27 protein-coding genes and 1 tRNA gene are annotated in these 23,089 nt (G+C 58.0%); 14 read left to right on the top strand and 14 right to left on the bottom strand.

Annotated features, from left to right (window positions below; translation table 11 throughout):
• Window positions 1-82: 82 nt before the first annotated feature.
• Window positions 83-159, bottom strand: a tRNA-Arg gene (locus ACWR1S_RS26465).
• Between the two features lie 275 nt (window positions 160-434).
• Here ACWR1S_RS26465 and folD point away from each other — a divergent pair.
• The 4 genes from folD to pbpG all read left to right on the top strand — a co-directional run bounded on the left by folD (window position 435) and on the right by pbpG (window position 4,274).
• Window positions 435-1,289, top strand: a complete 855-nt coding sequence (folD, locus tag ACWR1S_RS26460; RefSeq protein WP_454565547.1) for a bifunctional methylenetetrahydrofolate dehydrogenase/methenyltetrahydrofolate cyclohydrolase FolD — start codon at window positions 435-437, stop codon at window positions 1,287-1,289.
• A 479-nt stretch (window positions 1,290-1,768) separates the two neighbouring features.
• Window positions 1,769-2,164, top strand: a complete 396-nt coding sequence (locus ACWR1S_RS26455) for a DUF6932 family protein (RefSeq protein ID WP_254846371.1) — start codon at window positions 1,769-1,771, stop codon at window positions 2,162-2,164.
• Window positions 2,151-3,053, top strand: a complete 903-nt coding sequence (locus tag ACWR1S_RS26450; RefSeq protein ID WP_454565546.1) for a hypothetical protein — start codon at window positions 2,151-2,153, stop codon at window positions 3,051-3,053. The genes ACWR1S_RS26455 and ACWR1S_RS26450 overlap by 14 nt, the downstream gene beginning before the upstream one ends.
• Window positions 3,054-3,335: 282 nt before the next feature.
• Window positions 3,336-4,274 carry a D-alanyl-D-alanine endopeptidase gene (gene pbpG, locus ACWR1S_RS26445; RefSeq protein WP_141128104.1) on the top strand — a complete coding sequence of 313 codons (939 nt, stop codon included), beginning with the start codon at window positions 3,336-3,338 and terminating at the stop codon, window positions 4,272-4,274.
• Window positions 4,275-4,330: 56 nt separating this feature from the next.
• Here the strand turns inward: pbpG and ACWR1S_RS26440 are convergent, their stop codons facing one another.
• From ACWR1S_RS26440 to ACWR1S_RS26430, 3 genes are all read right to left on the bottom strand, one after another.
• The gene (locus ACWR1S_RS26440; RefSeq protein WP_454565545.1) at window positions 4,331-4,537 is read right to left on the bottom strand and encodes a hypothetical protein; all 207 of its coding nucleotides are present in this window, start codon (window positions 4,535-4,537) and stop codon (window positions 4,331-4,333) included.
• Between the two features lie 12 nt (window positions 4,538-4,549).
• Window positions 4,550-4,756, bottom strand: coding sequence for a DUF6021 family protein (locus ACWR1S_RS26435; RefSeq protein WP_454565544.1), 207 nt, complete (start codon window positions 4,754-4,756; stop codon window positions 4,550-4,552).
• 91 nt (window positions 4,757-4,847) lie between these two features.
• The gene (locus tag ACWR1S_RS26430; RefSeq protein ID WP_454565543.1) at window positions 4,848-5,519 is read right to left on the bottom strand and encodes a peptidase C39 family protein; all 672 of its coding nucleotides are present in this window, start codon (window positions 5,517-5,519) and stop codon (window positions 4,848-4,850) included.
• A 233-nt stretch (window positions 5,520-5,752) separates the two neighbouring features.
• Here ACWR1S_RS26430 and ACWR1S_RS26425 point away from each other — a divergent pair, with 233 nt between their 5' ends.
• Entirely contained in the window at window positions 5,753-5,923 is a 171-nt protein-coding gene (locus ACWR1S_RS26425; RefSeq protein ID WP_454565542.1) for a hypothetical protein, read from the top strand.
• A 256-nt stretch (window positions 5,924-6,179) separates the two neighbouring features.
• Here the strand turns inward: ACWR1S_RS26425 and ACWR1S_RS26420 are convergent, their stop codons facing one another.
• Window positions 6,180-6,929 (bottom strand): TerC family protein, encoded by a 750-nt coding sequence (locus tag ACWR1S_RS26420; protein WP_150751142.1) that lies wholly within the window; start codon window positions 6,927-6,929, stop codon window positions 6,180-6,182.
• A 29-nt stretch (window positions 6,930-6,958) separates the two neighbouring features.
• Window positions 6,959-7,201 (bottom strand): hypothetical protein, encoded by a 243-nt coding sequence (locus ACWR1S_RS26415; protein ID WP_122597351.1) that lies wholly within the window; start codon window positions 7,199-7,201, stop codon window positions 6,959-6,961.
• Between the two features lie 133 nt (window positions 7,202-7,334).
• Between ACWR1S_RS26415 and nhaR the strand changes: the two genes are divergently transcribed.
• Complete coding sequence (gene nhaR / locus ACWR1S_RS26410) at window positions 7,335-8,234, top strand: transcriptional activator NhaR (protein ID WP_108225594.1); 900 nt, start codon at window positions 7,335-7,337, stop codon at window positions 8,232-8,234.
• On the opposite strand, the gene ACWR1S_RS26405 is transcribed toward nhaR, so the two are convergent.
• Complete coding sequence (locus tag ACWR1S_RS26405; RefSeq protein WP_095123386.1) at window positions 8,229-9,392, bottom strand: MFS transporter; 1,164 nt, start codon at window positions 9,390-9,392, stop codon at window positions 8,229-8,231. The two genes, nhaR and ACWR1S_RS26405, sit on opposite strands and share 6 nt — an antisense overlap.
• A gap of 336 nt (window positions 9,393-9,728) precedes the next feature.
• Between ACWR1S_RS26405 and sstT the strand changes: the two genes are divergently transcribed.
• Window positions 9,729-10,961: a serine/threonine transporter SstT gene (gene sstT, locus ACWR1S_RS26400; RefSeq protein WP_077573699.1), complete on the top strand. Its 1,233-nt coding sequence runs from the start codon at window positions 9,729-9,731 to the stop codon at window positions 10,959-10,961.
• Window positions 10,962-11,297: 336 nt separating this feature from the next.
• Here the strand turns inward: sstT and ACWR1S_RS26395 are convergent, their stop codons facing one another.
• Window positions 11,298-11,807, bottom strand: coding sequence for a DUF1993 domain-containing protein (locus ACWR1S_RS26395; RefSeq protein ID WP_454565541.1), 510 nt, complete (start codon window positions 11,805-11,807; stop codon window positions 11,298-11,300).
• Between the two features lie 125 nt (window positions 11,808-11,932).
• On the opposite strand from ACWR1S_RS26395, the gene ACWR1S_RS26390 reads away from it, so the two are divergent.
• Entirely contained in the window at window positions 11,933-12,580 is a 648-nt protein-coding gene (locus ACWR1S_RS26390; RefSeq protein WP_454565540.1) for a YceH family protein, read from the top strand.
• Window positions 12,581-12,696: 116 nt separating this feature from the next.
• On the opposite strand, the gene ACWR1S_RS26385 is transcribed toward ACWR1S_RS26390, so the two are convergent.
• Window positions 12,697-13,215 (bottom strand): cupin domain-containing protein, encoded by a 519-nt coding sequence (locus ACWR1S_RS26385; RefSeq protein ID WP_454565539.1) that lies wholly within the window; start codon window positions 13,213-13,215, stop codon window positions 12,697-12,699.
• 191 nt (window positions 13,216-13,406) lie between these two features.
• Window positions 13,407-14,225, bottom strand: a complete 819-nt coding sequence (locus ACWR1S_RS26380) for a shikimate 5-dehydrogenase (protein WP_454565538.1) — start codon at window positions 14,223-14,225, stop codon at window positions 13,407-13,409.
• Window positions 14,226-14,481: 256 nt separating this feature from the next.
• Here ACWR1S_RS26380 and ACWR1S_RS26375 point away from each other — a divergent pair, with 256 nt between their 5' ends.
• From ACWR1S_RS26375 to ACWR1S_RS26365, 3 genes are all read left to right on the top strand, one after another.
• A complete protein-coding gene (locus tag ACWR1S_RS26375) occupies window positions 14,482-14,841 on the top strand; it encodes a hypothetical protein (protein ID WP_454565537.1) in 360 nt (119 codons plus the stop codon).
• Window positions 14,842-15,071: 230 nt separating this feature from the next.
• Window positions 15,072-15,266: a hypothetical protein gene (locus tag ACWR1S_RS26370; RefSeq protein ID WP_454565536.1), complete on the top strand. Its 195-nt coding sequence runs from the start codon at window positions 15,072-15,074 to the stop codon at window positions 15,264-15,266.
• Window positions 15,267-15,368: 102 nt separating this feature from the next.
• Entirely contained in the window at window positions 15,369-15,551 is a 183-nt protein-coding gene (locus tag ACWR1S_RS26365; RefSeq protein ID WP_454565535.1) for a hypothetical protein, read from the top strand.
• On the opposite strand, the gene ACWR1S_RS26360 is transcribed toward ACWR1S_RS26365, so the two are convergent.
• On the bottom strand, window positions 15,548-16,609 hold the full coding sequence (locus ACWR1S_RS26360; protein WP_454565534.1) for an AI-2E family transporter: 1,062 nt from the start codon (window positions 16,607-16,609) through the stop codon (window positions 15,548-15,550). The genes ACWR1S_RS26365 and ACWR1S_RS26360 overlap by 4 nt on opposite strands.
• Window positions 16,610-16,764: 155 nt before the next feature.
• Between ACWR1S_RS26360 and trhP the strand changes: the two genes are divergently transcribed.
• Window positions 16,765-18,096 (top strand): prephenate-dependent tRNA uridine(34) hydroxylase TrhP, encoded by a 1,332-nt coding sequence (gene trhP / locus ACWR1S_RS26355; protein ID WP_454565533.1) that lies wholly within the window; start codon window positions 16,765-16,767, stop codon window positions 18,094-18,096.
• 265 nt (window positions 18,097-18,361) lie between these two features.
• Here trhP and ACWR1S_RS26350 read toward each other — a convergent pair whose 3' ends face one another.
• Window positions 18,362-19,228: a LysR family transcriptional regulator gene (locus ACWR1S_RS26350; protein ID WP_454565532.1), complete on the bottom strand. Its 867-nt coding sequence runs from the start codon at window positions 19,226-19,228 to the stop codon at window positions 18,362-18,364.
• Window positions 19,229-19,329: 101 nt separating this feature from the next.
• On the opposite strand from ACWR1S_RS26350, the gene ACWR1S_RS26345 reads away from it, so the two are divergent.
• On the top strand, window positions 19,330-20,226 hold the full coding sequence (locus ACWR1S_RS26345; RefSeq protein WP_454565549.1) for a DMT family transporter: 897 nt from the start codon (window positions 19,330-19,332) through the stop codon (window positions 20,224-20,226).
• Between the two features lie 128 nt (window positions 20,227-20,354).
• On the opposite strand, the gene ACWR1S_RS26340 is transcribed toward ACWR1S_RS26345, so the two are convergent.
• Window positions 20,355-20,588, bottom strand: coding sequence for a hypothetical protein (locus ACWR1S_RS26340; protein WP_454565531.1), 234 nt, complete (start codon window positions 20,586-20,588; stop codon window positions 20,355-20,357).
• Window positions 20,589-20,680: 92 nt separating this feature from the next.
• Entirely contained in the window at window positions 20,681-21,394 is a 714-nt protein-coding gene (locus ACWR1S_RS26335; RefSeq protein WP_454565530.1) for a FadR/GntR family transcriptional regulator, read from the bottom strand.
• Between the two features lie 344 nt (window positions 21,395-21,738).
• Here ACWR1S_RS26335 and ACWR1S_RS26330 point away from each other — a divergent pair, with 344 nt between their 5' ends.
• Window positions 21,739-23,085 (top strand): MFS transporter, encoded by a 1,347-nt coding sequence (locus ACWR1S_RS26330; RefSeq protein ID WP_454565529.1) that lies wholly within the window; start codon window positions 21,739-21,741, stop codon window positions 23,083-23,085.
• Window positions 23,086-23,089: the final 4 nt, after the last annotated feature.

Raw genomic sequence — 23,089 nt, 5'->3', positions numbered from 1 at the left:
ACGACAACGGGAGTCACAATCCCGTGCTCTACCAACTGAGCTACGCCCACCATATCGCGCTACTTGTGCCAAAGCTGCCTAATGGCGCACCCGGCAGGACTCGAACCTGCGACCATCCGCTTAGAAGGCGGATGCTCTATCCAGCTGAGCTACGGGCGCCTTATTAATCTGTACTCTTAAAGGACTACAAACTAAGTGCTTTCCAGTGTTGCAGAACCTTGATTCCGCTTCACCTTCTTAACCAGTGCTAGGCTGTGCCCGACAAGTGCGACGAATAGTATAGAGCGCTCCGAAGGTCGTCAAATCCTTTTTGAAAAAAATTCATTTAATTAAAGGAGTTAGAGGAATTTGCTGACCAAGCGCCTTTGCCCTCACCGCTCGACATGCGAGAATGCGTTCTCATTTTTTCCCCTCTCGATGGTTAATCACGCGCAATGACTGCACAACTAATCGACGGCAAATCGATCGCCGCCAGCCTGCGCCAGCAGATCGCCCAACGAGTTGCCGAGCGTCGCCAGCAAGGCCTGCGCACTCCCGGCCTCGCGGTGATCCTGGTCGGCAGCGATCCTGCCTCTCAGGTTTATGTCTCGCACAAGCGTAAAGACTGTGAAGAGGTTGGCTTCCTCTCTCAAGCCTACGACCTGCCCTCTGAAACCACGCAAGACGCGTTGACCGATCTGATCGATCGCCTCAACGACGACCCTGCTATCGACGGCATCCTGCTTCAATTGCCGCTGCCCGAGCACCTGGACGCCTCCAAACTGCTGGAACGCATTCGCCCGGACAAAGACGTCGACGGTTTCCACCCTTATAACGTCGGCCGTCTGGCCCAGCGCATTCCGCTGCTGCGCCCGTGCACGCCTAAAGGCATCATGACCTTGCTGGAAAGCACAGGTGCTGATCTTTATGGCATGGACGCAGTGGTTGTCGGCGCGTCCAACATTGTCGGTCGCCCAATGGCGATGGAACTGTTGCTGGCCGGTTGCACCGTGACCGTGACTCACCGCTTCACCAAGGATCTGGCCGGCCACGTTGGTCGTGCTGATCTGGTGGTGGTGGCCGCCGGCAAACCGGGCCTGGTCAAGGGCGAGTGGATCAAGGAAGGCGCGATTGTGATCGACGTCGGCATCAACCGGCAGGACGACGGCAAACTGGTCGGTGACGTTGTCTACGAAACCGCCCTGCCCCGCGCCGGCTGGATCACGCCGGTACCGGGCGGTGTCGGCCCGATGACTCGTGCTTGCCTGCTGGAAAATACCCTCTACGCGGCAGAAACCCTGCACGCCTGAAGCGGTTTTACCGCTGCACCAGAACCCCGCCCAGTGCGGGGTTTTTCATGCCAAAGAAAAATCCGCCTCTTTTTCTATTAACAGCCCCCCAAAAAAGCTCCCCCCCCTGGAGGAGCTACATTAATCCTCCAAAGGCACTTCCGCTAACACGCTGAAGCATTTCTAAAATGCGAGGGACTGGCAACCAAGCGTATGGTGACGCGCATGTACTGACTTTTTGGCACCCCACATAACACTTGGCGCGATTGGCCCCCTCAGTCCGCCGACTAGGTCAAGACAACGGAACGCATGGAGGCTGGATTGATACCTGAATGGAATGCCGAAGGGGTAATCCCCCCTATAAACGAGGATAAACCCGCGGGGTTTGATCGAGCGCCTTATGAGGTTAGTCTTGGGCAAGTCGTCTCGAGATTTGCGACCAGCCCTGAGCGATGTGATATTTTTCAGGATATCTCGCTCATCGAGCAGAACTGCATAAAATGGGTATCGACAGGGGTTTTCAGTGGCTGGATGGAAGTTTCACTGAAGATATCGAGATGCTCGAACATCGCCCTCCGCGAGACATTGATGTTGTGACGTTCACGCCAGCAGGTGATGCGTTTTTCGATGCGCTCGGCGATCATGAAATCAATCTTCTTGGCGGCGATCGGGCTAATCTGAAGAAAGAATTCAAGATCGACTTCTACATCCAATCGTTGAGCGATCCAGCCGAATCCCTGGTGGCGATGACCACTTACTGGTACAGCATGTGGTCACACCGGCGCACCGGACAATGGAAGGGCTTTTTGAAAGTCGACCTTTCTCCTGATCAGGATGCAGATGCCGAAAGCTTGCTTGTGGTACGTCGGCAGGAGCTTGAACATGAACAGATCTGAGTACGCCCATAAAGCTGCGGAGCTCGGCTTCCTTGTAAAACAAGCTGCCACTCCTGGCATCAGTAAACTTACCCTGATGTCGATACAAGCAAAAATCGATCAGGCTCGCGCGTTTCTTGACGATAATGGTCAGCACGCCTATCGACCTGCCAGGGCCAGACTGACCTACCGCGGCGTTCCTGTATGGGGAACGCATGGTGTGCTGGCTGAATTTGGTGCGACAGCAACTCGGGCATTCAGCGTCGCAATAACCGCGATTGCAGCATCGGTTTCGGGAACGCTCGCAGACAAAGGGCCTATCCCCAACCGACTAAGCAACCAGCTTTTGATCACCGGACCAGCTCGCGGCTCTTTTGGATTCGAACTCGAAGAAATACCGGCTGATAGGCAGCTTGATATAGAGGGCACCACACCGGTATCCCAAGCTATCGATATTCTGGCCGAACTGCTCGAGGCCACGACAAAAAGCGACGAAGAATTATCTGAGCCGGTCTCCCGTTTGGCCGACAGAGCGATCGCAGCCGTTTCAGACTTCCTCAACGAGTTAGCCGAGAACGATGCTTCATGCGCGCTTACGACCAACACTCGCAGCTTCCTGTTTTCAGACGTAGAGCAGGTTCGCCGCAGCAAAGCGCGGCTGAGTAGAGACAATATCAAAGAGGATGATGAAGTTTTTACCGGGGCCTTTGTCGGTGTGTTGCCCGATAAAAGAGTTTTCGAATTCAAAACCGATGGAGGTGAAATTATCCATGGAAGGATTTCAAGCGAGATCACCAGCCCAAATGACATCAACGGGCATCTCTATACTCATCTGACGATCCGCGTTACTGCCAGGAGAATCGGTTCCAGTAATCCGAGATTCATGCTGAAAGGGCTTCCCTGGACGTAAGCCTGCCTGCTGAAAAAAACACCCTTTACGCCGCAGAAACCCTGCACGCTGAGTCGTCGTTTTCAGCGATAGAAAAACCCGCCTCGTGCGGGTTTTTTCATGCCTGAGAAAAAACTGTAACCGTTCGCCGGAAACCCCTCTTTTTACAGGCCTTTTCACGAGATTTTCAGGTCGTTCAAACAACCATCGACAGATCTTCAGCCATACTCCTAGAATGCGACGCTTTGAAGAAATAACCCGTTACAAACTAACGGAATATCCAACCTTTATGAGTTCGCCCGCGTGAAAATTCGTCTTTCGATTCTGAGCCTGTTTTTTGCTTTTACAGGCACATTCATCACGCCAACGATCAACGCTGCGGAAACCACCGCTGCCCCTCGTGATGCTTCGACCCTGAAGATCGCTTCCGGCAGTGCCCTGCTCATGGATATGCAGACCAACAAAGTCATCTACTCCAGCAACCCTGACGTGATCGTGCCGATCGCTTCTGTCAGTAAGTTGATGACCGGTTTGGTCGTGGTTGAAGCCCGGCAAAACATGGACGAATGGATCAATGTCGATATCAGCAACACGCCGGAAATGAAAGGTGTGTTCTCCCGAGTCAAACTGAAGAGTGAACTGCCGCGCCGCGAGATGCTGCTGATTGCCCTGATGTCCTCGGAAAACCGTGCCGCTGCCAGCCTGGCACACCACTACCCGGGTGGCTATGCAGCCTTTATCGCGGCCATGAACGCCAAGGCCAAAGCGCTGGGCATGACCAACACGCACTATGTCGAGCCAACGGGTTTGTCCGAGCGCAACGTCTCCACCGCCCGCGACCTGAGCAAGTTGCTGGTCGCGGCGAGCAAGTACCCGATTCTCAGCGAACTCACCACCACCAAAGAAAAGACCGTGTCTTTCCGCAAACCCAATTACACCCTGGGTTTCCGCAATACCGATCACTTGGTCAACAAGGCCGACTGGGACATCAAGATCACCAAGACCGGCTTCACCAATCCCGCCGGTCACTGCCTGGTACTGGTGACCAAGATGGGCAACCGTCCCGTCGCACTGGTCATTCTCGACGCGTTCGGCAAGTACACCCACTTTGCCGATGCCAGCCGTATTCGCAGCTGGGTAGAAACCGGGCGCAGCGCCAGCGTTCCGGCGGTGGCTCAGCAGTACAAGGCCGAGAAAAACCTCAAGAATCGCCAGAGCGGCGTGGTCGAAGCGTCCAAGTAAGCCACCGCACAAGAAAAAGCCCCGAATCCTCGGGGCTTTTTTTCATCTGCTGCCTCTCAGTCATTGGGCAACGGCATCTGATCATCATCGGGAATGCCATCCCCCGCACTCGGATCCCGTGAAGGTTCCGGCGTCGTGATATTGGGCCGGGCCATCGGGTCGCGCAGCGGGCTGTCCGGGTCCAGCACCGGATCAATCTCCGGCTCTGGCGTCGTCGGCACACTGTCAGGTTTTTGGTCATCGAAGCTTGAATCGGTACTCATACGCACCTCACATCAAGGTTTCAGATTGGCTAACGGGTCATAAGGCTTGGCCGGCTTCTTGGCATCCTCGCCGGGCTCGACGTCGAGAGGCGCCTTGGCGGGGCCGACAGGATCGACCTGCGGATCATCAAGATCGGGCGAGTCCGGATCGAACCCCAAATCATCTCCCGAGGAATGCTCGGAGGAATGTGGGCCTGTCGCTGTTGGGGAATCTTTCATATCGCCTCCTGATTCACCCGCAAAAACACGGGATGTATAAGTAGGAGGCTTGCCGGGCGTCGTCGTGCCCGGCAGATGACGAACGGAAAATTCAGTGTGCGGCCAACGCCTTGCGCGCCTGCGCCGCTTCGTTTTCCTGACCGGCCTGCGCCAACTCATCGGCCGCTTTGAGCCAGCGCTGACGATCAACCGCGGCTGGGATCTGCGACGGTTTTTGAATCAGAATCGCCCATCCACCGGACTTTTCCAGCGCCGACTCAAAGGAACTGAAACTCATCAATTCGCGGCGGTTCATGCCGGCGCGCAGCAGTACCTTCTGTTTGTTGCGGTCATAACCGGACAAGATCGCGTAACGCGGCTCGGCCCAGAACGCCGCCCCCTCACTGAAGCGCACCATCACCGGATAACCCGCTGCCACTTGAGTCAACAACGCCGGCAGGTTGCTGTCCAGCGGATACACCACCATGCCGTACTCACGGGCCAGGTTCTGCAGGTTCTGCTGCAATTTGTCTTCGGCACCCGGCAGATGCAGTGGTTTTTCCAAAAGCCCCGGAGTGATCACGATGCCCTGCTGCGACAACAGACTGGCCAGCACTTGCGGCCCACTCTGATTGGCTTCGCCGCGATAGAACGTGCCGCTGAGTTCGACTCGCTCCGGCAGACGCTTGACCTCAGGCGCGACACTGCCTGCACACCCGGCCAACATGGCCGCGCAACCCGCCACCAGCAGCGCCGCACGAATTCGAGAAAATACCTGCACCATCATCACTCTCTGTTCAGACGCCGGTCATCGTGTTCCGGCAACGCTTGCGATCATAGGGCCGCGCCAGTCTGCGGTATAGCCTTAAGCGGCAGACACATCGCTTGCATAGAGCAAACTGATTGGTCACCACCGACCTTTGGTCAATAGTCTGAAACACCCCATTGTCTAGACTGTCACTGAAACAGAGCGAATTGAAAAGTGGGCGCCCGATGCAGGGCGAAGAGGAGGCACTGATGAGCCTGACCATGACGATTGTGATGTTGATTGCCGGCTGGCTGGCGGTGGCTGCTGCCATGTTGTGGGGTGTGTTGCGGATTTCGCGACGCCATCATCACCATCCGGCTCAGCCTGCTGCGGTTGAGAAAACCGAGGAGCACCGAGTGCGTCACGCGGCCGCACATTGAAATTGAACAGCAAAGTCAAAAGCCCCTCACCCTAGCCCTCTCCCCGAGGGAGAGGGGACTGATCGAGTTGTTTTCTCGAGTTACACCGACCTGAAATATCGAGCCGAACTAAAGACTAAAACACTCCACAAATCGGCTCCCTCTCCTTCGGGAGAGGACTGGGGTGAGGGGCTGGCTCTTATCCACACTGAAAATCTCGAATCGAAAAAAAGCCGCCTGACCTCAAAGAGTTCAGGCGGCTTTTCACTTTCAGCGGTTACACCTGCTCAGCCAATTTCTTCTGCCTGGCCCGGCGCGACATCATGTTCAGCACTTCAATCGAAGCCGAGAACGCCATCGCCGCATACACATAACCTTTCGGTACGTGGGCGCCGAAGCCTTCTGCGATCAAGGTCATACCGATCATGATCAGGAAGCCCAGGGCCAGCATCACCACCGTCGGGTTGTCGTTGATGAACTTGGCCAGCGGCTCAGCAGCAAACAGCATCACCAGCACCGACACCACCACCGCGATGATCATGATCGGCAAGTGTTCAGTCATGCCGACCGCAGTAATGATGCTGTCGATCGAGAACACCATGTCGAGCATCAGGATCTGGCCGATGGCAGCGGCAAAACCCAAGGTGACCGTCGAGGTCGCCGACTTCGGATCTTCCGGTGCCGGGTCCATGCTGTGATGGATCTCGGTCGTGGCTTTCCAGACCAGGAACAGACCGCCGGCAATCAGGATCATGTCCTTCCAGGAGAACGCCTGGCCCAGAATCTCGATCACCGGCGCAGTCAGTTGCACGATGAAGGCGATAGTGCTTAACAGCGCCAGACGCAGGATCAACGCCATGCCGATACCGATCCGGCGCGCTTTCTGCTGGTATTGCTTGGGCAACTTGTTGGTCAGGATCGAGATAAAGATCAGGTTATCGATGCCGAGCACGATTTCCATCACCACCAATGTGGCCAAAGCAACCCAGGCGGTGGGGCTGGCGGCGAGCTGTAACAGATATTCCATGGGTCAGTCCTGACTCTGTGTAAGACGAATTAGATGGTCTTGGAGGAAGATTCGGATTGTTCCGCATCTTTTTCCGGTGTTTCTTTTTTCTCGATCAGTCCGCCAGTGGCATCGCTCAGCGCTTGCTCGGCGGCTTTATGGGTGTCGTCGATCGCCTGCTTGGCGCTTTCGGCCGCTTTGCCCATCAGTTGCTGAGCGCTTTTCTCGGCCTGATCGCAACCGGCCAGAAGCAGTAAAGACGTAAACATCAGCGCAGGGATTGTGTATTTCATAAGGTTTCCTTCGAATGAACAGACAGGCTCACAGACCGGCCGTCGATGGCTGGGCATTCTAGGGAGATGAACACTTCAGGAAAATTCGTATTTTTAGCGGCTATACTTCGGTTTTCACGAAGTGACGACACTCATGCTCAACTACCGACAACTGCATTACTTCTGGGTCGTGGCGAAGACTGGCAGCATCGTTCGCGCGTGCGAGCAGCTGAACCTGACGCCCCAGACCATCAGCGGGCAAATATCGCTGCTCGAACAGACCTACGGCATCGAGCTATTCAGACGAGTCGGCCGGCAACTCGAATTGACCGAAGCCGGGCGACAAGCCCTGCCCTACGCCGAGCAGATGTTCCAGCTCGGCGGCGAACTGGAACTGATGCTGCGTGCACAACCCAACGAACAGCAGATACTCTTTCGCGTCGGCGTGGCGGATGTGGTGCCGAAGTCCATCGTCTATCGCCTGATTGCGCCGACCATGGAATTGAATGAACCCCTGCGCATCACCTGCCGCGAAGACAAGCTCGAACGCTTGCTCGCCGATCTGGCCATCCAGCGCCTGGACCTGGTGATCTCCGACAGCCCGATGCCCTCGCACCTCGATATCAAGGGCTACAGCCAGAAGCTCGGTGAGTGTGGAATCAGCTTTTTCGCCACCCCGGAACTGGCAGCAAAATACGGTCAGGATTTCCCGCGCAGTCTACATGGCGCGCCACTGTTGATTCCCGGCGCGGAAACCGTGGTGCGCAGCCGCTTGCAGCGCTGGTTTGCCGAGCAGCAGATCCAGCCGCAAATCGTCGGCGAGTTTGATGACAGTGCCTTGATGCAGGCCTTCGGCCAATCCGGCAGCGGGATTTTTATCGGCCCGAGCGTGATTGCCGATGAAGTGAAGCGCCAGTACGGCGTCGAACTGATAGGCCAGACCGACGCGGTGACCGAGTCGTTCTATGCCATTTCGGTGGAACGCAAGGTCAAGCACCCCGGCATCGTTGCGATTACCGAAGGTGCCCGACGCGAGCTGTTTACTGCGTTATGAGGCCTCAGCGCACATTTCGCGCGGTTTGAGCGTCATCAGCACCATGGCGAGGAACACCGAGAGCAAGATGAAACCGGCGGCGGCAAAGCCAAGGAAGCCCAGACCCGCGCTGTCGATGACCCGGCCTCCGACGATAGCGCCCAGACCGATGCCCAGATTGGCCCCGGCGATGTTCAGCGACGCGGCAAAGGCCGGCGCTTCTGGCGCGGCTTTCATCAGGCGCACATGGCTGACCAGGAACAACGCGGCCTGGGTGATGCCCCAGATTCCCATCGCCACTGCAAGCCCCAGCGGTGAGTGAATATTCGGCACCAGCGAGACCATGCCGGAAATCATGAACGCACAGAACAACACCGACGCCCCCAGCGGATGGCGATCCACCGCACGGCCGCCCAGCGAGTTACCGATCAGCCCGACCGCGCCGAAGGCCATCAGGCACCAACCCACCACAGTGCCGTTGAAGCCGGCGAGGCGCTCAAGGATGTCGGCCAGATACGTGTAAGCGGTAAACATGCCGCTGAACACCAAAATCGACAGGACGATATGGCCGATCATCAACGGGCTGCGCAGGATCTTGAACTGCGAACGGAAGCTGACCTGATGCTGATGCAAACTGGTTTTCGGCAGGTAAACAAACAGCAACAAGGCTTTGGCAAAGGCGATCACCGCCAGAATGCCAAAGGCACTGCGCCAGCCGAACGCATCGGAAATCAGAGTGCCGACCGGGATGCCGAACACCGTGGCGCAGACAATGCCGAAGCCGATCTTGGCGATCGCACGACCGGCAAAGTCCGGGCCGACAATGTCCACGGCCGTCTCACTGGCCAAGGCCCAGAACACCGGCAGACCCAGCGCTGGGATCAACCTGGCAATCGCCATCACCCAGATGTTCGGCGCCAGCGCCGCCACGGTATTGGCCAGACCGAACATGATCAGGATGCTGATAAACAGCTTGCGCCGCTCGAAGCGGGCGAAATAGGCGGTCAGGAAAGGCCCGAACATGGCCACGGTGAAAGCGAAAAGAGTCACCAGCAACCCGGCCTGCGGGATGGTGACTTCAAGGTCTCGGGCAATCGCCGGCAACAGGCCGACAATGACGAATTCCGTGGTCAGCACCGTGAAGCCGGCGGCAGACAACAGAAGAATGGGCAACAGCATGCGCAACTCCAGCAAAACGACGACACCAGCGTTGACCCGGAGGCCCGCTGGCAGAACTTGAAAATAAGGATGAGGAATCTTAACAGAGTGTGTCCGCACTGACTTGCACAAACCTGCCGACTTTGTTGCCTGATCCGGTGGCAGATCGTCACAGGTCTGAAGGATAAGGCCTACGCTGTGATAAAGTCCGCGCCCTTAAAAACGTACAGCCTATTCAACGACCGGTTTAGTGGCGTTGAAGTCGCATCAAACTTTCGGTGCGTGACGGTGGTCTGCCCCCGAATATCCACCGCCTTCACGCTACCTCGCACCCTATAAAAAATCAGAGATGCCGTTATGACTGCTTCATCCCCTTCTCTATTGCAACGCCTGAAGAACCTGAGCCTGGTCGCACAGATCCTGATCGGCCTGATCGCCGGTATTGCCTTGGCGATGTTTGCCCCGCAAGTGGCAAAAGACACCGCGTTCATCGGCAAAGTGTTCGTGTCGGCGTTGAAAGCCGTCGCGCCGATTCTGGTGTTCGTGTTGGTAATGGCGTCGATTGCCAACCACAAGCACGGCCAGGAAACCCACATCCGTCCGATTCTGTTCCTCTATCTGCTGGGCACCTTCGCCGCAGCCGTGGTGGCCGTGATTGCCAGCATGGCATTCCCGTCGCATCTGGTGCTGTCCACCGAAAACGTCGCGGTGACCGCGCCGGGTGGCATTGCAGAAGTGTTGCAGAGCCTGTTGCTGAGCGTCGTGGATAACCCGGTGAATGCGCTGATCAACGCCAACTTCATCGGTATTCTGGCCTGGGCAATCGGCATGGGCGTTGCGATTCGCCATGCCGGTGACACTACCCGCGAAGTGCTCGGTGATCTGTCCAACGGCGTGACCCTGATCGTGCGTGTGGTGATCCGCTTCGCGCCGCTGGGCATTTTCGGTCTGGTGGCCTCGACGCTGGCCACGTCCGGTTTCGGCGCGCTGATCGGTTATGCGCACCTGCTGGCCGTGCTGCTCGGCTGCATGTTGTTCGTCGCGCTGGTGATGAACCCGCTGATCGTGTTCTGGAAGCTGCGTCGCAATCCGTACCCGCTGACCCTCAAGTGCCTGCGTGAAAGCGGCATCACCGCGTTCTTCACCCGCAGCTCGGCGGCGAACATTCCGGTCAACCTGGAGTTGAGCAAGCGTCTGGGCCTGCATGAAGACACCTATTCGGTGTCGATCCCGCTGGGCGCGACCATCAACATGGCCGGTGCGGCGATCACCATTACTGTGTTGACCCTGGCGGCCGTGCATACACTGGGCATTGCCGTGGATATTCCTACGGCGATTCTGCTCAGCGTTGTGGCTGCGATTTGCGCGTGTGGCGCTTCGGGTGTGGCGGGTGGTTCGTTGCTGTTGATTCCCTTGGCGTGCAGCCTGTTTGGTATTCCGAGCGAGATCGCCATGCAGGTGGTGGCGGTCGGTTTCATCATTGGCGTGTTGCAGGATTCCGCCGAGACCGCGCTGAACTCGTCGACTGACGTGTTGTTCACCGCTGCGGCGTGCCTGGGTGAAGAAGCGAAAGCCCAACGTACCGCGTAACCGCCTTACCCTGTGGGAGTGAGCCTGCTCGCGAAGGGGGCGGGTCAATCGACATTGATGTTGCCTGACACACTGCACTCGCGAGCAGGCTCGCTCCCACAATGAAAAATGAAAAGCCCGCCATGGTGTGAACCTTGGCGGGCTTTTTTGTGGCTGAGATCTTTTCCCCCTCACCCCAACCCTCTCCCCCAAGGGGGCGAGGGGGAAGGGAGCGGATTTGCGTGCTGTTCAAAACCTGAGTTCGACTCGATAGATCAGGTCGGCGTATCTCGAACAAACAACGCGATCAGTCCCCTCTCCCTCCGGGAGAGGGCTACGATGAGGGGCTCTTAAAACTCAGAACGCGCCCATGTAATCACGCTTGCCCACTTCAACCCCGTTATGACGCAGCAGCGCATAAGTGGTGGTGACGTGGAAGAAGAACTGCGGCAGACCGTAGGTCAGCAGGTAAGCCTGACCACTGAAGCGCTTCTCTTTCGGCGTGCCCGGACGGGTGACGATTTCGATGCCTTCCTTGCCATCGATCTGCTCTGGCTTGATCTCGCCGATGTAGGCCAGAACCTTGGCGATCAAGGCTTGAAGCTCGGCGAAGGTGGTTTCGGTATCGTCGTACTTCGGCACTTCGACTTCAGCCAGACGCGAGGAAACGCCTTTGGCGAAGTCCACGGCGATCTGTACCTGGCGAATCAGCGGGAACATGTCTGGATACAGACGCGCCTGCAGGAAGGCGTTCGGGTCGATGTTTTTCTCGGTGGCGTGGGCTTCAGCCTTTTTCAGTACATCGCTCAGCGCGTTGAGCATTTGTTGAAAAACCGGGACGGATGCGGCGTACAGGGAAATGGTCATGGCAGTCTCGTGTGGTGGCTGGGTGGAACAAGGAGGCGATTATAGCCATGCTTGATGACCACACGGCTTGCCTTTTGTTTGGCAAGGATTAGGCTAGGCGCCTTCGACTGCAGAGGGAACGCGCGATGACCACAGAACCAGAATCCACCTTCGACGAGCCACGGCTCAATGCCACGGAAATCCGCATCCTCGGCTCGTTGATCGAGAAACAGGCGACCAGCCCTGAAACCTATCCGCTGACGCTCAACGCGTTGGTCACGGCATGCAATCAGAAAACCAGCCGCGAACCGGTGATGAACCTGACTCAGGGTCAGGTCGGCCAGAGTTTGCGCGCGCTCGAAGGGCGCGGTTTCGCCAAACTGGTGATGGGCAGTCGTGCCGACCGCTGGGAGCACAAGGTCGACAAGGCACTGGAACTGGTACCAGCGCAAGTGATTCTCAGTGGTTTGATGTTTCTGCGCGGCCCGCAAACCGTCAACGAACTGCTGACCCGCAGCGGCCGCATGCACGATTTCGAAGATGCCGAGCAGGTGGTGCATCAGCTGGAGCGCTTGATTGCGCGAGGGTTGGCGGTACTGATTCCACGTCAGGCCGGGCAGCGCGAAGATCGTTACACCCATGCGCTGGGTGATCCGGCGGATATCGAGGTGATCATGGCGGCGCGGCAGAATCCGCAGGAACGCGGTGCCAGCAGTGGCGTTTCGGTTGAGCGTATCGAAGAGCTCGAAGCGCGGATTGCCGCGCTGGAAGAACGCCTGGCCCGACTCGAATAACCACACAAAACCAATGTAGGAGTGAGCCTGCTCGCGATAGCGGTGTGTCAGTCACATCATTTTTGGATGACACACCGCTATCGCGAGCAGGCTCACTCCTACAAGGGATCTGCGTGTTATTCACCGTCCCAGTAGTCCACACCATCCGCCTGCCGCGCCACCGCCACAAAACCTGAGGCATTGCCCTCGGCATCGACGTTGAAGTTATCCATCACCACGTATTTGTTCGAATCCGGGTATTCGCAGATTTCCGGCTGCTGCTGGGTGCTCACCGCCAGATAACGCAGTTCCGCCTGACTGGTATTGATGATCTGATGCGCCTTCTCAGGCCCACCCGGCGGACAGGCGATCACATCGCCCTCGCGGATCGGAAAGCGCTCGGCGCCGAGACGCACCTCGCCCTCCCCGGCCACGACGTAAAACATCTCTTCGTTGACCCGATGGCTGTGAAACGGACTGCCGCGCATGCCCGGCGGCAAGGCGTACAGCCGATAACCGAGTTTTTGCGAACCCAATTGCTGGCCGATACGGGCCATGCGCTGCTGATAGCGGCCGGCGGTTTCACCTTCCGGGGCCAAGGCTTCGGGCAGGGGCTCGAGTTCGACCTGATGCAGGTTGAGAATGGGTGGGTGCATGGGGAGCCTCGGTCACGGTTTTTGTGGTGGGCAAGTCTGTGCTTGCTGGGGAGGCAGTATAGGCAGGTTCTGATCTGAATCCGTTGTGAGGCCATCGCGAGCAGGCTCACTCCTACAGGGTGAACGCATTCCAACTGTAGGAGTGAGCCTGCTCGCGATGGGTCCGGTAAGGCTCTTACACAATTCGCTGATCAGCTCCGGGCAAACGCCACCGCCGCCGCAAACTGCGCCTCATTCGGGCGCACGCCGGTGTACAACACAAACTGCTCCAGCGCCTGAATCGCAATCACCTCAAGCCCGGTAATGACCTTTTTACCTTCGGCCCGACCACGCACGATCAACGGCGTTTCCGACGGAATCGCCACCACATCAAACACGGTATCCGTCGCCTTGATCACTTCAGGCGCAAACGCCAGTTGCCCCGCCTCCGGCCCGCCGTCCATGCCCACCGGCGTCACGTTGATCAGCATCTGCGGGCGCTCATCACCCAGCTCAGCCTGCCAGCGATAACCCAGCGAGTCCGCCAGCGCACGTCCGGCGCGCTCGTTGCGGGCAACGATCAAACCGTTTTTGTATCCGCCATCACGCAAGGCACTGGCCACCGCTTTGGCCATGCCACCACTGCCACGCAAGGCGAAGGTCAAGTCCTTGGGCACCGCGTGGGTCTTCAGCAATTGCTCGATGGCAAGGTAATCGGTGTTGTAAGCCTTGAGATGGCCGTCGGTGTTGACGATGGTGTTGATCGACTGAATCGCCGCAGCGGACGCATCCAGCTCATCGACCAGCGCAATGCACGCTTCCTTGAACGGCATCGACACGCCGCAACCGCGAATACCCAAGGCACGAATACCACCGACCGCGCCAGTCAGGTCCTGGCTGCTGAACGCCTTGTAATAGAAATTCAGGCCCAACTGCTCATACAAATGGTTATGAAAACGCAGACCGAAATTGCCTGGCCGCCCCGACAGGGACATGCACAGCTGGGTGTCTTTGTTCGGGTTCATCTGCATGAAACTTCTCCTTCAAACGCACTTTCGGATAAACGGGATTAGCCAGCCCATCGGGTTCTGAACGATCATAGAGGCCTGTTTTAAACGGGTTCTGTGGCCCTTGCCCGGACCGGTAAAGAAGCCGGTACAGACCTTACACAAAATTTACCCAGCGGCTGTGCTGATTTTCAGAATTTCGCTGTCTTAGAAGTATCCCCGCGACAACTGTGGGCCTGGTGCAGGCCCTGCCGCCGGGTCGAAGAACCGAGGATTTATCATGATTCGTAAACTCCCTCTCGTGGCCCTGCTGATCGGTGCATTCGCTGTCGCAGGGCAAGCAGAAGCCCACGGCGGCAATTACTGGCAAGGCCCGGCGGTGTTTGGCGCGATCGTTGGTTCGGCCATCATCGGCTCGGCACTGATCAATCAGGATCGCCCGGTTTATGTGCAGCAGGCGCCGGTGTATGCCGCTCCGCCACCACCGGTTTATGTGCAGCAGCCACCGCCACCGGTCTACTATCAGCCAGCGCCGGTGTATGTGCAGCAACCGGTCTACGTGCAACCGGCGCCGGTGTATTACGGTCCGCCGCGTGGCTACTACGGTCGCCCGCACTACTACGGCGGTCCACGCTGGTAACCGAAACACAAAGCCCCGCTTTTATAGCGGGGCTTTTTTATGACCGTTGGTCGGCCAGCGTCTGAAAAAATCTCGCCAAGGTCGCTGTGAGGACAGTTTCACCGGCTAAAGTCGGCATGATTGATTGACCGTTATGGTCTTTTCCATAAAACGGTCATTTATTTGTCATGACGGAACCGCAATCTGAATCCGTCCGTAAACAACAGGTTGATAACAACAAGGACGACGGTATGCCAACACAAAACCCGCACCGCATTGTCGGCCTGTGCACCTCCAGCAAGGTGTACGGCGCGCTGACCGAACTCAAGCACCTGGAAGGCCATCGCTGCGCGAAATTCCTTTCGCTGCTGGCGGAAAACCTTGTGGACAAAGGTCTGCTCAACGAGCGCGAAGTCATGCACATGCTCGACCAAGTGGTCGATTGAGCCCGCCCTCAACGGCGTCAATGACCACTATCGAAAGCGTTGATTGTCCGTAGAACCCGCGAATCTCTAAGGTAGCTCCATTGATAGATGGAGGTACCCGTCATGGCTCAGGTTCAAATCATGTCCGTTATCGGCAGCGCCGTTCCCGCCTCGCTCAGAGCCTCGGGCCTGCTCGCCTGCTGGTATCTGATGCGTGATGGCGAGCCCATCAGCGGCCCGCTCACCTCGTTACCCGCTGCGCAAGCGTTGTCTCAGAAGCTCATCAGCCAGCCGTTCAACGCTTAAGGCAACTGCACTTTGGGCTTGGTTTCGGCGAACAGTGCCCAGCTCGACATGAACAGCGCCGCGATCAACGGCCCGATCACAAAGCCATTCAGACCGAATACCGCCAGACCGCCAAGGGTCGAGATCAGAATCATGTAATCGGGCATTTTGGTGTCCTTGCCCACCAGAATCGGCCGCAACACGTTGTCCACCAAACCGATCACAAATACCCCGAACAGCCCCAGCACCACGCCCTGCCAGATCATGCCGCTGAGCAGGAAATACGCCGCCACCGGCGCCCAGACAATCCCCGCGCCGACCGCTGGCAGCAACGACAGAAACGCCATCAACACCGCCCACAGCAACGCGCTGGGGATGTCGAGAAACCAGAAAATCGCTCCGCCCAGCGCGCCTTGAGTCACGGCAACCACCAGATTGCCCTTCACCGTCGCGCGCACCACCCGGTTGAATTTTAGCTGCAAGCGGCGCTTGTGATTCTCCTCCAGCGGTACGGCGGTGCGCACTTTGCGCGCCAGTTCGGCGCCATCGCGCAGAAAGAAAAACAGCAGATACAGCATGATGAAAAAACTCACCACGAACTCGAACGTACCCTGACCAAAACTGAACGCCTGACTGGCCAGCACCTGACTGCCCTGCATCGCCATTTTGACGATTTTCTCGCGCAGCGCATTGAGTTCGCCCATGCCGAAACGATCGAGCAAGTGCTGAAAGTACGGCGGCAGGCTGTGCTTGAATTGCGCCAGATACGCAGCAATATCCAGCTCGCCGCTTTCGATGTTTTTGTACACCGTCGCGCCTTCCTGCACCAGCAGCACACTGAGAATGATCACCGGCAGAATCGCGATCACCAGGCAGATCGCCAAGGTGCACAGGGATGTAAGGTTGCGCTGCCAGCCGAATTTCGCCTGCAGCCGGCGTTGCATCGGCGCAAACACAATGCCGAGAATCACCGCCCAGAACACCGCGCCGTAGAACGGCAAGAGGATCCAGATAAACGCCACCGTGACCAAAAACAGCAGCACGGTGAGGGATTTGAATTGAAGGCTTTTTTCGTTCATGTCCGATCCATGTCAGTCAGGCGTCGTGCACGCCCCGATGCTTAGTCAACCGGGGCCTGCACGAGTGCCATCTTTATTCATGGAGCATAGATCCAGATCAACAAACCCTCACCGCACCTGACTTACCCTGCCGCGCTTTTGCGACCGACACCGCCATGACCTCGATCCTCGCCGCCCCCGAACTGCTCGCTCCCGCCGGCACCTTGAAAAACATGCGCTACGCCTTCGCCTACGGTGCCGACGCGGTTTACGCCGGCCAACCGCGATACAGCCTGCGGGTGCGCAACAACGAGTTCGATCACGCCAACCTCGCGTTGGGCATTGGTGAAGCCCAGGCACAGGGCAAACGCTTCTACGTGGTGGTCAACATCGCGCCGCACAACGCCAAGCTGAAGACCTTCCTCAAGGATCTGGCGCCGGTCATCGAGATGGCGCCGGATGCGCTGATCATGTCCGACCCGGGGCTGATCATGCTGGTGCGTCGGCATTTTCCGCAGATGCCGATTCACCTCTCGGTGCAGGCCAATACGGTGAACTGGGCGAGCGTCGAGTTCTGGCAGCAGCAGGGTGTGAGCCGGATCATCCTGTCGCGAGAATTGTCGCTGGAAGAAATCGGTGAAATCCGCGAACAGGTGCCGGGCATGGAACTGGAAGTGTTCGTTCACGGCGCATTGTGCATGGCCTACTCCGGCCGCTGCCTGCTGTCGGGTTACATGAACAAACGCGATGCCAATCAGGGCACCTGCACCAACGCCTGTCGCTGGAAATACTCGGCGCAAGCGGCCACGGAAAATCAGCTTGGCGAGATCGTCCAGACCTTCCAGCCCGAGCCGACATTGGGCCTCGGCGCGCCGACCGATCAAGTGTTCCTGCTGCAGGAAGCCAATCGTCCCGACGAGTTGATGCCGGCGTTCGAAGACGAGCACGGCACCTACATCATGAACGCCAAGGACCTGCGCGCGGTGCAGCACGTCGAACGCCTGACGCGCATGGGCGTGCATTCATTGAAGATCGAGGGCCGGACCAAATCGCACTTCTATTGCGCCCGCACCACCCAGGTGTATCGGCGAGCGATAGATGATGCGGTGGCCGGGCGTGAGTTTGATCGCAGCCTGATGACCGATCTGGAGTCACTGGCGCAGCGTGGCTACACCGAGGGTTTTCTGCGTCGGCATGTGCATGACGAGTATCAGAATTATCAGCACGGCAGCTCGGTATCGGAGCGTCAGCAGTTCGTGGGTGAGTTGACCGGCGAGCGGCGTGAGGGGCTGGCCGAGGTCAAGGTGAAGAACCGTTTTGGTCTGGGTGATCATCTGGAGTTGATGACGCCCACGGGGAATTTTCATTTTGATCTGTGTGAGTTGCAGAGCGTCAAGGGTGAGGCGATTGAGGTGGCGCCGGGGGATGGGCATACGGTTTATGTGCCGATTCCGGAGGCGGTGGAGTTGCGGTTTGGGTTGTTGATGCGGGATATCGGGGTTGCCTGAAATGGCCCCCTCACCCTAGCCCTCTCCCAGAGGGAGAGGGGACTGATTGGGGGATATTTGAGAGGTTCACCGACCTGAAAATTCGCCGGTGAATCCACTATCGACCTGATCAAGAAAATCAGACTTGGCCGAATCCATAATCAACCCGGTTGTTCAGCTTGGCTGAATCCATAATCGACTCGATTGTTCAGGTCGGCGTATAACCTGAGACACCTCGGTCGGCTCCCTCTCCCTCGGGGAGAGGGCTGGGGTGAGGGAAGCCTTTTTACGCAACAAACTCCTCCCGCAACATCGCCACAAACGCCTCCCGCGCCGGATGCACGCCGGCGTTTTCATGCCAGTAAAACAAATTGTCTACGGCCGTCAGCTCAGCAAACTCATACCCCACACACCCAGCCCCTTTTGCGTACTGCTCAAACACGCCCTTGGGCACCAGCGCCACCCCCGCCCCGGCACTCACACAGCCGACAATCGCCCCGTAACTGGCCAGGCTGACAATCGGCAGCGCATGCCCCTGACGCAACAGCCAATGCTCCAGCGCCGCCCGGTATGGACACCCCTGCGGCCACATGAACACGGTTTTGTCCTGCAGGTCTTCGATGCCGCGCACCGGTCCGAACGAGGTTGACGCGATCAGCAGCAGTTCCTCGCGATACATCGGCGTGCGCTTGAGCTGCGAACGCTCGACATCCACCGCAACAATCGCACCGTCGAGGCGATGGCTGACGGTGTCGTCGAGCAACTGCCCCCACGTGCCGGTGGTGAGTTCCAGCGCCACCTGCGGATAACGCTGGTGAAACTTCGCCAGCAAGCGCGGCAAACGCCCGGTCGCCGAGGATTCGATTGCGCCGATACGCAGCGGTCCAGAGGGTTCGGACGAAGGATCAACCGCACGTTTCGCTTCAGCGGTCAGCGCCAGAATCTTTTCCGCATAGGCGAGAAACGTCTGCCCCGCCGGGCTGATGCGCAATCCGCGGCCCTCACGCAGAAACAGCGCAACGCCCAATTCCGCTTCCAGCGCCTTGATCCGCGCAGTGATATTCGACGGCACGCAGAACAGCTTTTCCGCCGCCCGGGCGATGCTGCCGAACTCGGCCACGGTCTTGAACATACGGATTTGCGCCAGCTCCATATTCATCACTCTGAGTGAACATTTGACGCAGTATAAGTCAGTTGTGGCGAATGATTGGCCACGCGGATACTCGGCGCATCGACACCACCGAGCGCCTGATCATGCCGCCCCCTTCCCCACTGAAAATCCTCTTGGCGATGGCTTTCGTCGTTGCTTGCTGGGCGTATTCGCCGACTGGCATTCACATCGGATTGCAAGCCTACGATCCCGGGCATCTGGCGTTGCTGCGTTTTCTGTTGGCGTCGCTGTTCATGGCACTGATCGCCGCGTTCAAGGGCATTCGCCTGCCGCATTGGCGCGATGTGCCACTGTTGTTTGCCTTGGGCTTCTTCGCCGTCAGCCTGCATCACGTCGCACTGAACATCGGCCAGCAAAGCGTCAGTGCCGGCGCTTCCAGCGTGTTGGCGCAATCGAGTCCGTTGTTCAGCACGCTGCTGGCGCGGTTTGTGTTCAAGGATCAGGTCAGTGTCTGGCGTTGGAATTGTGTGTTGCTCGGGTTTGTCGGCGTGGTGATCGTGGTCAGCGGCGATAAGGGTTTGGGGGCTATCGATGTCCATGGCTTGCTGATCTTGCTGGCAGCCATTTCATGGAGCATTTACTTCGCCCTGCAAAAACATCATGCGCGGCGTTACGACGGCTTCAGTCTGGCGTGTTACGCGGTGTGGTCGGGGACGTTGATGCTGCTGGTCTATCTGCCCGGGCTGGGTCAAGCCGTGCTGAATGCGCCGTTGCGGGTGCAGTGGGCGGTGTTGGCGCTGGGGGTATTTCCCAGTGCGCTGGCCTATCTGGCGTGGGGATTTGTGCTCAAGCATGTGGATCTGAGCCGGGCGACGATGACGTTGTATTTGATACCGTCGACGGCGATGGGGATTGCGTCGGTTGGTTTGGGCGAGCGGCCGACGTTGCTGGTGCTGGTGGGGTCGGTGGTGGTGTTGATCAGTGTGTTGGCGTTGAATCTGGAGCGGCGGGTTGGAGGTGTTCGGGCTGCCGGGGTTTGATCTGAAATCTGTTTTGAAGCGAATGCCGTCTTCGCGAGCAGGCTCGTTCCCACAGGAGAACGCATTCCAAAATGTGGGAGCGAGCCTGCTCGCGAAAGGGCCGGTAAATCCAGCACAACAACCAGGGTTCAGCGCCGATCATCCGACAACGGCGTCGGCTCATCCGCCGGCGGCACATCTTCATCGTCTGTCGCCGGATCCTTCCAGTCCTCTGGCCGATCACCATCGCTCAGCGGATCACGCCCCGGGGGCATTCCCATCGGTGAGTCGTGATCGGCCAGAGTCGGTTCATCGGTACCGGGCATCGGCCGGGTGGGATCGGTCGGCAGCACACCGCCCTGAAACAGCAAATCATTAGCCATGACACACCTCACCAAGGAGGTCCGGAAAACCCGGGCCGTACAGCTTGGAATCAGGCCGGTTGGCGGCGTGCCATCGACCAGACCGACGGCGTTCAACCCTGCGCGGAAAAGCGGTCGCGGCTGTTGGTCAAGTGAAGCCACATGGCCGCGCGCGCGGCGTCCGCATCCTGGCGCTTGATCGCATTCAGGATCGCCTCATGTTCCAGATGGGCCAGTTGCCCGAGCTTGCTCAGATCCGCCACCCCGCGCTCCGCAGCATTGAGCCGGTGACGCGGAATCATCGCACTGCCCAGGTGCTGCATGATTTCGCTGAAACAGACGTTACCCGTGGCTTCGGCGATCAGCAGGTGAAAACGTCGATCGGCCTCGACGCAACTGTCGTTGTTGTCCAGTAACCGCTGATAGTCATCCAGCGCCTGACGCATTTGCAGCAATTGCTGCTCGCTGCGCCGTTGCGCTGCCAGTGCTGCTGCCTGGGTTTCCAGGCCCAGGCGCAGTTCGAGAATGCTGCGCACGCCCAGCGCGGTGTCGACATTCAGGCGCAAGCCCTGCTCCGGCGCGCGTTCGATGACGAACGTGCCGATGCCGTGGCGCGTCTCCACCAACCCCGAGGCCTGCAATTTGGAAATCGCCTCGCGCACCACGGTGCGGCTGACGCCGTGTTCCTGAACGATGGAATTCTCTGAGGGCAATTTGTCACCGGGCGACAACTGACCCAACAGGATGCTCTGGGTGAGTTTCTCCACCAGATCATGGGCGAGGTTGTGTGCACGTTTGCGCGCGGGGGCGTCGAGGTCTTCTTGCATGGTCGGTTCCGGTGATCGGGGCTTGCCGATCGTAGCATTGCGAGGCGGGTTGGCGGGATCAATTCTAGCGCTCAACTTGTATGACAACACTCAAATAAATTGGAAAAACCCAAGCATCCCTGACGATTTACCGTATGCAGGCGCGAGATCCCATCGCGTCCCTCAAATCACAAAGACCAACAAACATTGGGATAAAACACGAAAAAGCATAAGAAGCCGGCCTTCCAGATAAAATTAATCGACCCTACCCACTTGTAGGACAAAAAATCCAAGTTGTATGATGTCTATCAACAACGCAGCACCTGCCCTACCCCGCATAAAAATAATCAGTGGGAGAAAACCAAGTGAAAACCTCCGTCTCCGGGATGAACGAGGGCGTCGATTCGACACTCGCGTCGGCCATCTCGAAAGTGAAACGCCACGTCCTGCCGCTCTTCGTGATCATGTTCATCGTCAATTACATTGACCGGGTGAACATCGGTTTCGTCCGCACCCACATGGAACACGACCTCGGTATTGGTGCCGCCGCTTACGGCTTCGGCGCCGGGTTGTTCTTCATCGGTTACGCGCTGTTTGAAGTCCCCTCCAACATGCTTTTGCAGAAAGTCGGCGCACGCATCTGGCTGACTCGCATCATGTTCACCTGGGGCCTGGTCGCCGCCGGCATGGCGTTTATCCAGAACGAAACCCACTTCTATGTGTTGCGCTTTTTGCTCGGTGTGGCCGAGGCCGGGTTCTTTCCCGGGGTGATCTACTACTTCACCCGTTGGCTGCCCGGCGCCGAACGCGGCAAGGCGATTGCGATCTTCCTCAGTGGCTCCGCCGTGGCTTCGTTGATCTCCGGTCCGCTGTCGGGTCTGCTTCTGCAGATCAACGGGCTGGGCATGCATGGCTGGCAATGGATGTACTTCATTGAAGGGATGTTCTCGGTGTGCCTGTGCGTATTTGTCTGGTTCTGGCTCGACGCCAAACCCCACGACGCGAAATGGCTGAGCCGTGCCGAACAGAATGCTCTGGTCAACGCCATTGACGCTGAACAGCAGGCCCGCGAAGCCGCGACGCCGATCCGGCCATCGATGGGCAAACTGCTCAAGGATCGCCAGATCATTCTGTTCTGCCTGATCTACTTCTTCATTCAGTTGACCATCTACGCGGCAACCTTCTGGCTGCCGAGCATCATCAAGAAAATGGGCGAGATGAGCGACTTCCAGGTCGGCCTGTTCAACTCGATTCCGTGGTTGCTGTCGATCATCGGCATGTACGCCTTCGCTTCGTTCTCGGCCAAGTGGAAACACCAGCAGGCGTGGGTCGCTACTGCGCTGTTGATCGCGGCTGCGGGGATGTTCATGTCCACCACCGGCGGGCCGGTCTTCGCCTTCGTCGCCATCTGCTTCGCCGCGCTGGGTTTCAAATCCGCTTCGTCACTGTTCTGGCCGATTCCGCAGGCGTATCTGGATGCCCGCATCGCTGCGGCGGTGATCGCACTGATCAACTCGGTGGGCAACCTTGGTGGCTTCGTCGCGCCGACCACCTTCGGCCTGCTCGAAGAACACACCGGCTCGATTCAGGGCGGCCTCTATGGCCTGGCCGCGACCTCGATCATCGCCGCGATCATTGTCTTCTTCGCGCGCACTACGCCAAAACCTGCTGCCGACATCGCCGTGGTCGAGACCGCGCCGAAACACGCCTGACGCC

It is taken from the genome of Pseudomonas sp. AIG, from assembly GCF_977020205.1.
The sequence above is the reverse complement of the archived record's forward strand: the minus strand, read 5'-3'. Positions and strand labels throughout refer to the sequence as shown.

Bases quoted from the DNA above. Each gene is read 5' to 3' on its own strand.
- folD (WP_454565547.1), top strand. From the start codon at position 435: ATGACTGCACAACTAATCGACGGCAAATCGATCGCCGCCAGCCTGCGC.
- ACWR1S_RS26455 (WP_254846371.1), top strand. From the start codon at position 1,769: ATGGGTATCGACAGGGGTTTTCAGTGGCTGGATGGAAGTTTCACTGAA.
- ACWR1S_RS26450 (WP_454565546.1), top strand. From the start codon at position 2,151: ATGAACAGATCTGAGTACGCCCATAAAGCTGCGGAGCTCGGCTTCCTT.
- ACWR1S_RS26440 (WP_454565545.1), bottom strand. From the start codon at position 4,537: ATGAGTACCGATTCAAGCTTCGATGACCAAAAACCTGACAGTGTGCCG.
- ACWR1S_RS26435 (WP_454565544.1), bottom strand. From the start codon at position 4,756: ATGAAAGATTCCCCAACAGCGACAGGCCCACATTCCTCCGAGCATTCC.
- ACWR1S_RS26430 (WP_454565543.1), bottom strand. From the start codon at position 5,519: ATGGTGCAGGTATTTTCTCGAATTCGTGCGGCGCTGCTGGTGGCGGGT.
- ACWR1S_RS26425 (WP_454565542.1), top strand. From the start codon at position 5,753: ATGAGCCTGACCATGACGATTGTGATGTTGATTGCCGGCTGGCTGGCG.
- ACWR1S_RS26420 (WP_150751142.1), bottom strand. From the start codon at position 6,929: ATGGAATATCTGTTACAGCTCGCCGCCAGCCCCACCGCCTGGGTTGCT.
- ACWR1S_RS26415 (WP_122597351.1), bottom strand. From the start codon at position 7,201: ATGAAATACACAATCCCTGCGCTGATGTTTACGTCTTTACTGCTTCTG.
- nhaR (WP_108225594.1), top strand. From the start codon at position 7,335: ATGCTCAACTACCGACAACTGCATTACTTCTGGGTCGTGGCGAAGACT.
- ACWR1S_RS26405 (WP_095123386.1), bottom strand. From the start codon at position 9,392: ATGCTGTTGCCCATTCTTCTGTTGTCTGCCGCCGGCTTCACGGTGCTG.
- sstT (WP_077573699.1), top strand. From the start codon at position 9,729: ATGACTGCTTCATCCCCTTCTCTATTGCAACGCCTGAAGAACCTGAGC.
- ACWR1S_RS26395 (WP_454565541.1), bottom strand. From the start codon at position 11,807: ATGACCATTTCCCTGTACGCCGCATCCGTCCCGGTTTTTCAACAAATG.
- ACWR1S_RS26390 (WP_454565540.1), top strand. From the start codon at position 11,933: ATGACCACAGAACCAGAATCCACCTTCGACGAGCCACGGCTCAATGCC.
- ACWR1S_RS26385 (WP_454565539.1), bottom strand. From the start codon at position 13,215: ATGCACCCACCCATTCTCAACCTGCATCAGGTCGAACTCGAGCCCCTG.
- ACWR1S_RS26380 (WP_454565538.1), bottom strand. From the start codon at position 14,225: ATGCAGATGAACCCGAACAAAGACACCCAGCTGTGCATGTCCCTGTCG.
- ACWR1S_RS26375 (WP_454565537.1), top strand. From the start codon at position 14,482: ATGATTCGTAAACTCCCTCTCGTGGCCCTGCTGATCGGTGCATTCGCT.
- ACWR1S_RS26370 (WP_454565536.1), top strand. From the start codon at position 15,072: ATGCCAACACAAAACCCGCACCGCATTGTCGGCCTGTGCACCTCCAGC.
- ACWR1S_RS26365 (WP_454565535.1), top strand. From the start codon at position 15,369: ATGGCTCAGGTTCAAATCATGTCCGTTATCGGCAGCGCCGTTCCCGCC.
- ACWR1S_RS26360 (WP_454565534.1), bottom strand. From the start codon at position 16,609: ATGAACGAAAAAAGCCTTCAATTCAAATCCCTCACCGTGCTGCTGTTT.
- trhP (WP_454565533.1), top strand. From the start codon at position 16,765: ATGACCTCGATCCTCGCCGCCCCCGAACTGCTCGCTCCCGCCGGCACC.
- ACWR1S_RS26350 (WP_454565532.1), bottom strand. From the start codon at position 19,228: ATGGAGCTGGCGCAAATCCGTATGTTCAAGACCGTGGCCGAGTTCGGC.
- ACWR1S_RS26345 (WP_454565549.1), top strand. From the start codon at position 19,330: ATGCCGCCCCCTTCCCCACTGAAAATCCTCTTGGCGATGGCTTTCGTC.
- ACWR1S_RS26340 (WP_454565531.1), bottom strand. From the start codon at position 20,588: ATGGCTAATGATTTGCTGTTTCAGGGCGGTGTGCTGCCGACCGATCCC.
- ACWR1S_RS26335 (WP_454565530.1), bottom strand. From the start codon at position 21,394: ATGCAAGAAGACCTCGACGCCCCCGCGCGCAAACGTGCACACAACCTC.